This window comes from Halomonas sp. A3H3, assembly GCF_000982975.1.
GTDB lineage: Bacteria > Pseudomonadota > Gammaproteobacteria > Pseudomonadales > Halomonadaceae > Vreelandella > Vreelandella titanicae.
Genome location: NZ_HG423343.1, coordinates 23534 through 37815, shown reverse-complemented (window position 1 = coordinate 37815; position 14282 = coordinate 23534). Strand labels below are relative to the sequence as shown.

Here is a 14282-nt window from a genome sequence, read left to right as displayed (position 1 = left end):
TATTACCAAGGAGTGACGTGTGATTCAGATTGCCGTCAAACGAGTGCTGCGCCCCGTAGTGAAAAAACTGATCAGCTATCCACTAATTAGGCGCTTGGGGCAGCGCATACTTCAGCCCTTTCCAAAGCTAAAAGGCTGGGTGATTCGTCTAGTCCAGGCAGGTACATTCGGAGGTGGAGTAACGCCAAATCGCACCGAAGGCTATGGAGAACGTCAACAGCGTTTAATGGACGGGTTGGAACAGCGTAGGAAGCCGCATCTGCATGAATAACGATACCCTTTATATAGTTGATGCCCGTAAGAAATCACAGTTCAACCAGCTAGAGGATTGGCTGGCGGCATTATCAGAGGTTTTCACGCCAGATAATCCTGCTGGCAGCGCTCACGTTTTGCTGCTTGGTTTTGATGAAGTTAGTCTGGTTGCCTGCCACCGCCATCTGTTTCGCCTCGGCGTGGCGCCTAGAAAGTGTCACACGCTGTTGCCCGACCAGGAAGAAACGCTGGCATCGGTGAGTGCCGCTTTGCCTGATATCGTTGTACAGCATATGATTAATGCGTTGATGCCCTCAGCGGTAATCGATATTGCCACGGGTGAAAGGCGACTGACGCTCGAACTGACGTCTACGCCTTCAAGTATTGATGCTGACAAACCGACACTGGCCTTTATTTCGCCACTGCCGCCTCAAACAACGGGCATCGCCAACTACAGTGCAGAATTACTACCTTATCTAGCCACGCATTTTACTATTACGCTGGTAGTTGATCAGCCCGAAGTAGATCGCGAGCTAAGCAGTGTTTTTGAATGTATCAATGCTGACACTTTTCTGCAGCGAGCTGAATCCTTCGATTACACCCTTTATCAGGTGGGGAATTCACTTTACCATGCCTACCAATTCGGTTTGCTACAGCGGCATCCTGGGATTGTGGTCTTGCACGATTACTTCCTGTTTGATGCTGTTTGGTGGCTTAACGAAAGCGGTTTGAAGCCTGACGCGCTAGTACAGCAGCTTTATATTGATCACGGCTACCCGGCACTGCTGGCACATGCCGAGGCGGCACAAAACGCGCGTGGAGCGGAGCAATACCCAGTGAATGGTATGGTAACTCGCCCAGCAGGTGGTTTGATTTACCACTCCGCCTTTGCCCGCTCATTGGCCGAACGGTGGCAGCAAGGGCAAGCCGGCCCAACGTATTTAATTCCGCATTTACGCCAACTCCCAGCCCCCTTTGACAAGCAGGCTGCTCGCAAGGTGCTGGGAATCGCCAGCAATGAGCGAGTCATTGCCAGTTTCGGCGGCATTAACCCCAAAAAACTGTCCCATCTTTTACTGGACGCCTTTTTAGGTGATCTCGAAGAGAGCGAGCCGCCGTTAGTCAATGCCACGAGCCAGCCGGTGCGACTGGTCTTGGTAGGTGCGCAGCACAGCGGTGAGTACGGCCATACGCTAGCGCGTCGGATTAAGCGCCATCCCTTTGGTTGCCAAGTGACTGTCACTGGCTATGCTTCTCGCCAGGAATACCAGCGTTGGCTGCAAGCCGCCGATATCGCCGTACAGCTACGCACCCAGTCTCGTGGTGAGACATCAGGCGCTATTATTGATGCGATGGCCCATGGACTAGCAGTGATTGCCAACGCCCATGGCAGCAGTGCGGAACTGCCCTCGCAAAGTCATTGGCAGTTGGCCGATGACCCCGAGCAGCAACTGTTAGCACCGCTGCGTCAAGCTCTTTGTCAGCTAATTGCTGATGATGACGAGCGTGAACGGCTGGGACAGGCAGGGCGGGCTTACGTGACCACCATGCTGGCACCAGAGCGGGTGGCCGAGCAGTATCGGCATGCGATTTTGGAGGCACCACTGATCGCGCCCCGTTACCAGTACGAACGATTTCTTGACCAACTGGCAGCGCACGAGCCGCTAAGTGACAAGTTGCAAGAGGCTGAGTCTGCCAAGCGACTAACAAAAGTGCTAAGCGAGGTGGATACCACACCCGATGAAAACGCACCGCGGCTACTGTTTGATGTTAGCACTATTGCCTGGGAAGACCTTAAAACCGGGATTGAGCGCGTTACCCGCCGAGTAGCCGACTATCTTCTTCGTTACCCACCTGCCGGTTGGCGGATAGAGCTGATTCGCTGGGGGGGGGATGATTTCTATCTTGCCCGCGGTTTTGCCAGCCAACACTTAGGACTAGCGCCACCGGGCCCCGATGTGCCAGTAGAAGCACGCCCCGGCGATCGCTATGTGTCCTTGGAGTGGGCGCCGCCGCTACTCAAGCAAGCAGGTCACATTATGCGCCGAATGCGTGCCAGCGGCGTTAGGTTTTATTTTACTGTGCATGATTTACTGCCTTTATCACTGCCTGCATGTTTCCCTGAACATATTCCAGCGACGATGAAGGAATGGTTTACATCGGTCAGTGAGCTGGCAGATGGCATTACTTGTGTCTCTCGCCAAGTAGCCGAGGAAGTTGATGCTGCGCTCGATCGGCAGGGCTTTCAGGAAGGGCAGCGGCCCTGGGTCAAGCACTTCCACCTTGGAGCCGATTTTCAACCACCTACGAGCGCGGTATTAAGCACAGCAGAGCAACAATGGTTGCAACCGCTGGCCAGGTGTCGTGGGCCGATCCTATTAATGGTGGGCACCATTGAACCGCGCAAGGGGCATCAACAAGTGCTAGACGCGATGGAGCAATGCTGGGCGGAATGCACTGATATTAATCTGGTGGTGGTGGGCAAGCAAGGCTGGCAGGTAGAAGGCCTGATTCGCCGCATCAAACGGCATCCGAGGCGTGGCCAGCAGCTGTTTTGGGCGGAAGGTGCCAGCGATACGCTGCTGGAAGAGCTCTATCGGCGAAGCGATGTGCTTGTGGCAGCCTCTTACGGTGAAGGGTTTGGGCTGCCACTGATTGAGGCTGCTCGCCAGGGTATTGCTATTTTCGCCCGAGATATTCCGGTTTTCCGCGAGGTCGCGGGTGACTATGCGACTTACTTCGACGCCGATACACCTCAAGCGCTAGCGCAGGCGCTGCAAGACTGGGCTAGCGACTGGCGGGAAGGTCATACGATTGCTTCTGATGGCATGCCTTATCTCGGCTGGCAGCAAAGCAGCGAGCAGTGGTTAGCTGCGGTGCTTGGAGACCAATTATTAACCGAACAATGTTCGTCAGAAAACACAGCGACCTATCCAAGGAGCCATGCCCATGGCATTGCCAGGTAACCGCGAGATGCGTCCGTTATTGAAAAAACGAGTACGTCAAACCCTGAGCTGGTGGCGGCAGCATTTACCACTGATTATTCTGCTAACCCGCCAAGAGCTGGTGGATCGCCACAAAGGCTCGGTGCTGGGACGAATCTGGACGCTGCTCTCACCGCTAATAAATATTTTGGTCTTTGTGCTGATTTTTTCTGCCATTATGGGCGCACGGCTTGAAGGCTTTGGTGCCGAGGTGGAACGCTTCACCTACAGTATCTATCTGATCAGCGGCATTCTCGCCTGGACCGCCTTCGCCAAAAGCCTAAGCACCATAACCAACCTATTTATCGAACGCGCGGGCATGATCACCAAAGTGAATACATCGCTAGCCGCGCTGCCGCTCTCGGTACTATTGGCTGAAATTGTTGTTTACCTGATCAGCATGGGATTCTTCGCGGTATTCCTGCTAATGATCGGTTTTCCCATCGATTGGCACTGGCTGGCAATACCCGTGGTACTCACCCTACAACTGGCATTTACCTATGCGCTCGGCTTTTCGCTGGCAATTCTCGCCGTGTATTTAAAAGATATTCGCGAAGGCGTTGCGGTGTTACTGCCGGTATGGTTCTGGCTGACACCGATTGTTTACGTTGACGACATTATACCTGACTGGGCGCTGGGGCTGATCAGCTTGAATCCCATGTTTCAGTTTATTGATGCCTATCGAGAGCTGATTTTATACCAGCGTCTTCCTGGGGCTACCGGGCTGCTGGCCATGCTAGCGGTAACACTTGTGTTACTGTACGTCGGATTTTGGTTGCTAAAACGCACCGAGCGCGACCTGCGCGACTCGCTTTGACGACGACGCCTATAGCACGTGTACAAGTACTTGAGTTAGCGACGTGTGTTAGCCATGTGTGCTAGCCGCGTGCAGCGTTTCTGGAGATAACAGTGATTGTTGTTAAAGACCTGCATAAATCCTTCAAATTGTTTGCCTCACCGCGCGAACGCTTGAAAGAAGCCCTTACTGGCAAGAGTCACCATACCCAGCATACCGCCTTGGACGGCGTCAGCTTCGAGGTGGCAGAAGGTGAAGTGCTTGGCGTATTAGGACGCAACGGCGCGGGCAAGTCGACGCTGCTAAAACTGCTCACTGGCGTATTGATGCCTGACGCAGGCAGCTTACAGATCGATGGTCGAGTAACCGGGCTTCTAGAGCTTGGTACTGGCTTTAATTCAGAGCTCAGCGGCATCGACAATATCACTATCAATGCACTGATGCTGGGTATGACGCATGGGGACATCGAGCGTCACAGAGACGCCATCATCGAGTTCTGTGAGCTAGGCGAGTATATCCATGAACCACTGCGGACATACTCCTCCGGCATGGTCATGCGGCTAGGCTTTGCCATTGCCATTCACGCCGATCCCGCCTGCTTTTTAGTCGATGAAGCGCTTTCGGTTGGAGATGGCTACTTTCAACAAAAGTGCATTCAGCGTATCCGCCAATTTAAGCAAGAGGGCGGCGCTATAATGTTTGTGTCCCACGACCTCAATGCAGTCAAAGTACTTTGCGACCGCGCGATTGTATTAGAAGGAGGGCGTTTAATTCATAACGGCGACCCGGAAGGCGCTGTTAATCATTACAACCGAATTATGGCCGAGCAGGCAGAAGGCGATGACCTGCGAGAAGGTGAATCCGGTGCCTTCGGTACCCAAGAAGTCGTGGTAACCCACTGCCATGTACAGGGGCAAGATAGCCAAAGCTCAATGCTTGCTAGTGGCGAAACACTGGAAATTCATTTGCGCTTAAAGGCCAGCGCTGCACTTGATGACATCGCCCTTGGAGTACTGTTGCGCGATCGGTACGGGCAGGATGTGTTCGGCCAAAATACCCATCAGCACAAGCAAACACTGGTCATGAGTGAAGGTGAGGAGCTCGATGTAGTAGTGCGTATTAAGGCCAACATCGCACCCGGCAAGTACACCCTCTCTGCCGCACTTCATTCAAGTGACCACCACCTGGAAAACTGTTACTGGTGGCATGACAGTCTCGATACCTTTGAAGTGGCGGGCTACCGGTTCAGCAAGTTTTCAGGTATGTGTCGCCTAGACTGCGCTTTTGAAATAGGCCGCCAGCATGACAAATGTTGAGCAGGATATAGACACGTTGGTTAAGCGTCTCAAAGATCAAGCGATGTTGGCGGATACACAAGATTCGCTGGCAATTGAAAGCTGGCTCTGGTTATGGCAGCAGCGCCTTGTGCCTATTTTGCAAACACAACAACATCGACTTTACGATCCTCGTGCGCCGCGCCTAGCCGAGCTATTGAGTGCTCATCTAGATGACCAGGCATTTGTCGAACGCGCCTATAGCTTCCTAATGGGGCGTATGCCAGACCAGCAAGGGGCTCGTTATCATAGCGAGCTTGCAGCCCGTGAAGGTCGAGTTGCCACGTTAATGATTCTGCTGCAAGCGACTGAAACCCAAGACTACATAAAGCAGGAGCGGCTAGAGTTGCCCCGTGGACTGCTCCGGCTCAACCGCTGGCATCGGCGGTTAACGGCGCTGTCTGGCGTTTGCCGTAGGGGGTTGTGGGGGTGGAAAGTGATTGTCAACTTACTGTGGCGCCGTTATCAACAACGCTGGAAAGAAGAGGGCGAATTTTATGATATTTTAGTTCATCAAGGGCAGCGCCGTGAGGAGTATCAAGCGTTAGCTATAACGCTCACTGAAATGGCTGATATACAACAAAAAATGATGACTCTAGGCATTGCACTGCCAGATATTTCACGACCGGGAACATCATTATCACAAGTGGCAACATCGCAAGCAAAGCCACCGATTAAATGGCTAAGCGACGAACAGGCTGCTGCCATGGTTAAACTGTTGCGCGATGCTCTACGAGGGTTAAATGCCAACCACAAGGAAGCACCGTGAAGCTACTCGTGACAGCTAACCATACGCCTTTTATCGCCGGCGGTGCCAACTATCATGTGGAAGGATTAGTGGCGGCGCTAAGGCGTTATGGGCACCAAGTGGAATGCCTACGCCTACCGTTTCACTATGGCGAAACACAGATTGAACGCCAAATGATGTTTGCTGAGCAACTCGACCTTACTGCTCCAAACGACGTGTTGGTTGATCGTGTTATCAGCCTGCAATTTCCTACCTATGGCTTACACCACCCCGCACATGTGGTTTGGTTAATGCATCAGCACCGCGTTTGCTATGAGCTTTACGACCCCAAACAGGCAAGTCCCGCACTGGCCGCATTAAAACCCCAGGTAGAAGCGTTTGACCGGCGCCACCTTGGTGGGGCCAAGCGCCTGTTTGCCAATTCCCCCCGTGTGGCAGAACGCCTGCACTATTATAACGGCTTAATAGCGGAACCGTTGTACCATCCTCCTCACCAAGCTGAACACTTTACCTGCGGTGATGACTGGGGCTATGCATTTTACCCTAGCCGACTGGAGCCGCTGAAACGTCAGATGCTATTGATAGAGGCCATGGCGAACACCCGGACGCCCATAAAGTTATTGCTCACCGGTGAAGGCAGTCAGCGTCGCCAGCTTGAAGAACAGATTGAGCGCTTAGGTTTGGGTAACCGAGTGCGGCTATTAGGGCATATTTCCGAGCAGGAGAAGCGCACACTATACGCCCATGCGTTAGCAGTAGCGTTTCCTCCCTTTGATGAAGATTATGGTTATGTCACATTAGAAGCAATGCTAGCCTCCAAGCCCGTCATTACCTGCACTGATAGTGGTGGCCCCACAGCATTTGTTGAGCACGGCGTGACAGGCTGGAAATGCGAACCATGCCCTCAGGCACTCGCTGCGGCGTTGGATGATGCTTATGCACACCGCGCTCAGGCTAAGCAAATGGGTAAGCAAGGCCGTGAGGCCTATTACGCGGAGAAAATTTCTTGGCATCAAGTTGTCACAAAGCTGGTATACAGTGAATAAATGGGGCGAACAAACGGTTGGGCGCTGAGCTCAAAGCGAGAACTGGATCGGTAGCTCGATACCGCAGCAGTGGTTGCGTTGGGTCAGTTATTTGTCAAAAAAAAGCAATAAAACGCCCAGCGGAATTTGACCTAAAGGCTCAAGTAGCTATTTTGAGACGAGTTTATGCACCAAGTTAAAGAGGGCGCCTTCTCAATCTAAGTATTGCAAGAATTGCTCGCATCGCTTTATACTGATTATTAGCGATCAGTGTTCGAAAACGTGGAGTTTAGTAAAAAACTCCACGCGAGGGTTCTGACACAGCTGGCTCGACGTTAGCGCGAAAACCTAAAACGGGTTCCCTGTAGTAGGTTTTGACGTTGAGTGCTTATTGTAGTAGGTGTTCACGCGGGTAGCCTGTGTTGCTTTTGCAACCTTGCCACGGTCACAGCAATTGACTTATCTTGATGTGTGACATTACATTAGGCGTGTTCCAGTTGATGTTAGTAGTGTAGGAGGATCAGCCAATCTGCTTAGTCAGTACGCTGAAAACTATGCTATTTAAGGAACCTAAAAATACCTTGAGCGCTCAAGGTGATAAGAGCCGCCTTTGTAGGTGGTATCTTTCTTAAGCAAGGAGACTATAGTCCCATGGCAACACAAGAGAATTTGAATCTGGCTCAACAATTATACGTAGCCTATTATGGCCGCCCTGCTGATGCAGAGGGTCTAGAATTCTGGGCAGAGGAAATTGAAGCCCGCGGCGCGCAAGCAGTTGTTGGTGCTTTCGGTACTTCCGAAGAGTACACCACTCGTTTTGGCGACCTTGAAAACGAAGAACTGGTAAACGGCATTTATCAGCAGTCTTTTGGTCGTGATGCTGACGCTGAAGGCCTGGCTTTCTATGTAGAGAAGTTAGAAAGCGGTGAGCAAGATTTGGCGAGCATTGCATTAACCATCGTACAGAATGCAACCAACACTGATGAGCCAGATGCCGATACGCTGGCAAATAAAGTTGCTGCAGCCGACCTCTATACCGAAGCGGCAGGTGATGATCAGTCAGGCACCGCAGCTGATAACTATGCTGCTGAATTCCTAGCCGGAATTGACGCAAGCACTGACCTTGGCGAGTTGGACATCGCTGAAGTTGTTGCAGGTATTCCTCAGCCGACTGAACCTGAAGAGCCGACTGAGCCTTCTAATCCTGGCGAAACGTTCGTCCTGACTGAAGGTCGTGATAATTTAACTGGTACTGACGCAGACGACACCTTTGTGGGTCTCGTTGGTCAAAACCAGAACGGTGCCGTTTCCAACGCACTGTCTACTGGTGACATTCTTGACGGCGGCGCTGGTCGCGACAAGATTGAAGCTAGCCTGATTAACGATCAGAAAGTAGATGCTGGAGACGTTAATTTCGGTACTGATGCTTTATATGTCGCGCCGCGTACTACTAACATCGAAGAAACACACATCGAAGCATTGGATGGCGTGGTTCTGGATGCTGGTCGTATGGACAGCGTTGAAGAGTTCTGGTCTGACAACAGCGATCGTTCAGGTCTCTTCATTGATGACGTGCGTCTGGGTAGCAAACTGTCCGTCACCAAAGACATCACCTTCGGTATGCGCAGTGTTGATACTGATTCCGACCTGCGTGCTGCATTCGATACCAACTCGCTGACCAAAGAAGGTCCTCAGCAGAGCAACTCTCAGTTGATGGTTCGCGTTGCTGACGTAACCACCGCAACGCCTGAGACGCCGCTAACTAACGTTGAACTGACTATCGGTTTCAGCGTTGACGGTGAAGACTACGTTCTAGAAGACGTGCGCTCTACTGACGGTACTTATGCTGGCTTGCAAGAAGCTGTAAAAGCACAGTTGGACGAGCTGGGTCTTAATGGCTACAACGTTGAACTGGCTAACCCTTACAACCAAGTAACTGTAGCCGGTAACACTGTGAACCTGCCGTTCACTGCCCAGGAAATCCTGGTTACCGATCCAGAAGGTAACGCATTCTCTGACGTTAGCTTCGACTACAACAGCGTTGAGTCTGTTGACGACGAATTCCTGGTAGCCGGTACTGCACAGCCGGTTGAGCCGGACGTCAGCACTACCTTGATCGAAACCAACCTGATTCTCGACAACGCTGGTCGTGGCTCCACAGCTGGCGATGCCATCATCGGTGGTATGTCCAACTCTCAGAAAGTTATCGAGAAGCTGAACCTGGAAGTTGATCGTAGCAGCAAGGTAGACAATGTTCTTACTGCTCACGGCATGACTGCAGCTGGTCAATCTGAGCTTGTTGCTTTCGAACAGATCGAAGTAACTTCTGGTGCTGCTGAAGGCGACCTGTCTATCGAAAACGTAGGCAATGTCTACAACTTCGACGCTACTGCTTTTGCAGGCGAGAACCTTTCTGTAGCTGGTCAAGCAGGTTTGGATTCAACTGCTAATGACTGGGCGCCGAACGCTGAAAACAAGGCTCACGTCTATAACACCAGTGCCAGTAACGACAGCATCACTGTAGATTACTCCCTCGACAAAGCTGCTGAATTCAACGGCTTCTCTTTGGGCATTAATACAGGTGCGGGTAACGATACTGTTCACACCATTGCTCAAGGCGCTGACGACTTCAGTCTGCCTAACCAGCAAGATCTGCAACACAACGTTGTGATCAACACTGGTGAAGGCGATGACGTTGTTTGGACTGAAGGCGCAGGCGGTGTATTGATCAGCACTGGTGCTGGCAACGACACCATCTACAGCGACAACAGCGGTTTGTCTCAAATGAACAGCGATTTGGGTGCCACTTGGTTGGTTAACACTCAGAACACTGCATTTGATGACCTACGCGGCAATGCGGCTGGCCTTTCCTCTGGTCAAACCACACCTGCTGGAAACGATATTCCTGCTGTGCTTTACGGCGCTCAGCTGACTGTAACACTGGCCGGTGCTAGCCTTGGTGGTGCAGTAACTTCTGCTGCAGCTGATTCTTTCGACAATGGTTTCGAAGGTATCATCAACCTGAACGATATCCTGGGTGACCGCGTCTTCGGTGATCAGCGTGATATCAATGCTGCAATTGCACAGGTTGTTAACAACCATAAAGTGCTTAGCAAGCTGCTGGTTGCTGAAAACGGCCCAGACAACAGCCTCGTGATCCGTTCACAGGTTGATGGCCAGTTTGAAGCCGATGATCTGCAAATCACCTTGTCACCTGCTGGCGTAAGCGGCATGAGTGATTCGGCTAAAGGTCGTCTCGAGTCTGCCATCCGTGAAGAGTCTAATGACTCTAACTTCGACGGCACTGACGCTAACCTTCAAGCCGTATTGAATGGCTCTACCAGCGCTGCTCACGGTATTAACGGTATCGGTACTGGTGGTGGCGTTCAGGCTGACACCTATACTGGTACAGCCTCTACTGCTGACAACACCGGCAACGAAATCAATGCTGGTTCTGGCGGCGATGTTATCGTTCTGTCAACTAACGATGTCAGCAACGAAACCATCGTATTTGAAGATAACTTCGATCGTAACACCGTTGTTAACTTCGACGCCGACGGCACTAGCACTGGCGCTGATACTCTGGACTTCACTGCCTACTTAGGCAACGAAGAATTCCAGGGCAGCACTTCTGCAGAGTCGCGTGATACGTTCCCGACAGTTGGCTTTGACAGTAGTACTAATTCTGCCGTTACCGCTAACAACGTTATCACCATCAACGACTTTGCTGCTGGTACTGGTAATGCTGCAGATGAGACTTGGGGTGGCTTGACAGCAGAAAATCTGTTGGCTGCTATCCAAAACGGCAACAACGCTGGTTACGGCAGCATCGTCGACGGTACTCTCGACGTATCCGCCAATGTAGCTGACCTTGTTGGCAATACCGTTAAATCTGTAGTGATGATCGAGAACGATAACAACGCTGGCGAATACAAAGTGTTCGAACTGACCGGTTCTGGTGTCAACGACGCCAATACCGCCAACGAGTTCACTGATGCGTCGCTGGTTGGTATCGTTGATTTCGGTAACGAAATCGATGCTTCTGCTGTTAACCTTGCGTAATAGCGGACGCACTCCAGGTGTCGGTCTTGTACCGACATCTGGTTCCTAAACGTTATATCTTTGTTGATATACGTATGGGATAAACTGAACCCCGATCCTTGGATCGGGGTTTTCTTGTAAAGGAGATAGCATGTCAAATTGGGTTACTTTATCGCGTCAACAGCATGCATCCATGCGTTATTCGCCGCGCCAGAACTATCGGTTCACCGCGGATCAGGCAGTAGCACCGATTCTGGCAGGAGAACTGCGACAGGCTTTGACGCAGTTCGTTATGGGTTTTATTAAGCGTGAAGAGCGCTATCATCTTGTTGCGTTGCTTGGTCGAGCAGCGCATTCACACCACTATATCCACCCCGAGGATGGTCGTTGGCTAGGGACGTATGTTCCCGCCCATTTTCGTGGTTATCCTTTTGCAGTAGCGAGGCGGCAGGACTCAGATGAAATGGTGCTGCAAGTCCATGCCGATCATCTGTTGCAACAGGGGGGGGAACCACTGTTCGATGAGCAGGGAGAGCTGACAGAGTCGGTAAGGCAGCAACTCGACTTCGTTGGTGAGTGCGCCAAGAACCGCCGCCTTACTAACACTGCCTGCCAGACACTTGCTGAGCAGGGCATCTTGAAGCCATGGCAAACTACTGAAGACGGGCCAGGCATTAAAGGGCTTTATAAAGTCGAAGAGGAGGCCCTGAATAGATTGACAGCGCAGCAGTTGCATCAACTGCAGGGAGTGCCTTTGGCGGTAGCCTATGGTCAGATGTTTTCCATGGCGCAGCATGACCAGTTGGCACAGCGTGCTGCACTGCATGCCAAAATAGGCATGACTGAATCAGTCGATGAATTATTTGCAGACGATAACGATGATCTGCAATTCGATTTTGGATAGTAATTTAATTGTATGCGCTTGTTTCTGCATTGTTTGAGTTTACTTATTAGACATTCAAACAATGTATGCTATACAGCTAACGTTTTGTCAATTATAGACACGCAAAGATACAATGTTGGTAATGCCCAGCACGGGATAACAGCATAATTGGGTTGCGGTGAATAATTAAGCTCATTCCGAGAATATCAGAAAAATTTTATTGGCTTTTAACGAAAAGTTATGAGGCGGCATCTCGCAGCGTAGAAAATATTCTTAGCAGTCCAATGTTGCTTTATAAGGTAAGCCATTACTGGCTTGTTAAAGAGGTTTATCCATGACCCGTTATGTTGGTACTGATAGCAATACCTTTCCTTTCTCAGCCGTGGCTTACTTAGAAGCTACCTTTCATGATGGTACACGGGTCTCAGGCTCGGGTACGTTGGTCGGTCGTAACGATGTACTGACGGCTGCCCATGTGCTTTATGATCCCGTATTGGGGGCTGCTACTGATGTAGAAGTGGAGTTTGGCCGCGATGGTGGGGCACGTCCTTATGGCACCTTTCAAGCGGCTGGGCTTAATTATTATGAGTTAGATGTTGAAGAACCAGGGTTTTTGTCACCGTCCGAAAGCGAGTATGACCTTGCTTTAGTCTCGTTAGGCGATGCCATTGGTGATGATATTGGTTGGTTTTCATTGGGGGATTATGCCTCTGGAGAGACCTATCGTGTGACAGGTTATCCCGGTGTATATCGTGATGCCAGTGGCCCAAGGCTTATGGAAGACAATAGCGCCACAACACTTATGTCTGGTTATGACTTAATAGACCTCAAGAACTTTGAAATTAATCCTGGCAATAGCGGTGGGCCAGTATGGTACTCATCAAGTGACGGCCCAGTGGTAGTAGGCGCCGTTTCGACTGATGAATGGGCGGCTGACGTGAGTGCTCACTTAGCAACACTTGATCAATGGATTAAAGATAATGACAGCTTGATTTCTCCACTGCCAAGCCAAGACGTTGAGAATAGCGCGTCTTATGTGGAGACGTTTGAATCCCTGCTAGCTGCAGCGGGTTGGGAGTGGTCTGAGACGCTTGATCAAGCGCTGCAAAGTCGAGATGAACTACTTCGCTACCCTGGTTTAGAAAGCACTATCGATCCAGTGCTACGACTCTATACAGGTCTGCTAGGGCGAGAGCCGGATAAAGAAGGTGTTGAGTATTGGGTATCACAATTCAATGCGGGGAGTAGTTTACGCGTTTTGGCGGATAGCTTTGTGGTATCGGAAGAGTTTACCTACTTGTCAGACCAGCTAGGCGGTGGAATGCAGGGGCGTATTGAGGCGCTTTATAACAGTGTCCTTGGCCGCGATCCGGATTCAGCGGGTCAGGCATACTGGTTAGAGCAGCTCGCAGGGGGGCAAGTAGAGCTGGCAGACATTGCGTTAGCGTTTACCAACTCGGCAGAGTATGTGACCAGTAGCTACTCTCTGGTTCAGGGGGCAAAGCTGTTAATGTGGGGCGTTGATTTGCAGGCTTTAGACCCAGAAGCGCTTGGGTTTGACAGTCGGCCGACGGCAGCTGAGGAGGAGTTGGCTACTGCATTGGTACGTTTGTATACCGGTGTGCTAGGGAGAGAACCTGATGAGGAAGGCTTCGACTATTGGCTTGAAGCGTTAGCAGGTGGCAAATCACTTACGTCTACCGCTGCAGACTTCTTTGCAAGCAGTGAGTTTTTGGATAGCCAAACTGAGACGACGGCAGAGGTGCTGATCGACTCTCTCTATGAGCAGGTTTTAGGACGTGCCCCAGATGCAGAGGGAGCCGTCTATTGGCAGACGCAACTACAAAAAGAGGCATTTGATGGGGGGGATTTGGTGTTAGCGTTTACGAATTCTGATGAATACATCAATGCAACTCAAGCTAATGTTGATGCATATGTTCAACAGCATTACGAGCAGGGTCTTATTGGGGTGCCGGAAGATATCGAGACATACCTGCTGGGCTAGAAAACATAGCGACTGAATGAATCCGACTGACTAACGCCAGAGGCGCAGGACGAATCTTTTTACCGTGCTGATTGAATTGAGTACAATGCCGCGTTGATTTTAAGCGACGAGATTGGGAAGTGATGGCGAAATTACCGAAAAGTATCGTTATTGAAGGGCGTCGCTACCCCACGTGGGCATTAAGTGCCAAAGCGCGAAAACAGCTGATCAATTT

The 14282-nt window shown here is 51.1% G+C and carries 9 protein-coding genes; all 9 read left to right on the top strand.

What is annotated here, in order from left to right; all coding sequences use genetic code 11:
• Positions 1-19: 19 nt before the first annotated feature.
• The 9 genes from HALA3H3_RS00135 (at position 20) to HALA3H3_RS00095 (ending at position 14068) form a co-directional block, all read left to right on the top strand.
• Entirely contained in the window at positions 20-271 is a 252-nt protein-coding gene (locus HALA3H3_RS00135; protein WP_022519993.1) for a hypothetical protein, read from the top strand.
• Positions 264-3218, top strand: a complete 2955-nt coding sequence (locus tag HALA3H3_RS00130; protein WP_022519992.1) for a glycosyltransferase — start codon at positions 264-266, stop codon at positions 3216-3218. The genes HALA3H3_RS00135 and HALA3H3_RS00130 overlap by 8 nt, the downstream gene beginning before the upstream one ends.
• Entirely contained in the window at positions 3202-4053 is an 852-nt protein-coding gene (locus tag HALA3H3_RS00125; protein ID WP_022519991.1) for an ABC transporter permease, read from the top strand. The genes HALA3H3_RS00130 and HALA3H3_RS00125 overlap by 17 nt, the downstream gene beginning before the upstream one ends.
• 92 nt (positions 4054-4145) lie before the next feature.
• Positions 4146-5348: an ABC transporter ATP-binding protein gene (locus HALA3H3_RS00120; RefSeq protein ID WP_009288099.1), complete on the top strand. Its 1203-nt coding sequence runs from the start codon at positions 4146-4148 to the stop codon at positions 5346-5348.
• On the top strand, positions 5335-6135 hold the full coding sequence (locus tag HALA3H3_RS00115) for a hypothetical protein (RefSeq protein ID WP_022519990.1): 801 nt from the start codon (positions 5335-5337) through the stop codon (positions 6133-6135). Before HALA3H3_RS00120 ends, HALA3H3_RS00115 begins: the two co-directional genes overlap by 14 nt.
• Entirely contained in the window at positions 6132-7160 is a 1029-nt protein-coding gene (locus HALA3H3_RS00110) for a glycosyltransferase family 4 protein (RefSeq protein WP_022519989.1), read from the top strand. The genes HALA3H3_RS00115 and HALA3H3_RS00110 overlap by 4 nt, the downstream gene beginning before the upstream one ends.
• Positions 7161-7790: 630 nt before the next feature.
• On the top strand, positions 7791-11201 hold the full coding sequence (locus HALA3H3_RS00105; protein ID WP_022519988.1) for a DUF4214 domain-containing protein: 3411 nt from the start codon (positions 7791-7793) through the stop codon (positions 11199-11201).
• Between the two features lie 130 nt (positions 11202-11331).
• Positions 11332-12084, top strand: coding sequence for a SapC family protein (locus tag HALA3H3_RS00100; protein ID WP_022519987.1), 753 nt, complete (start codon positions 11332-11334; stop codon positions 12082-12084).
• Positions 12085-12397: 313 nt separating this feature from the next.
• The gene (locus HALA3H3_RS00095; protein ID WP_022519986.1) at positions 12398-14068 is read left to right on the top strand and encodes a DUF4214 domain-containing protein; all 1671 of its coding nucleotides are present in this window, start codon (positions 12398-12400) and stop codon (positions 14066-14068) included.
• The last annotated feature ends 214 nt before the right edge of the window (positions 14069-14282 follow it).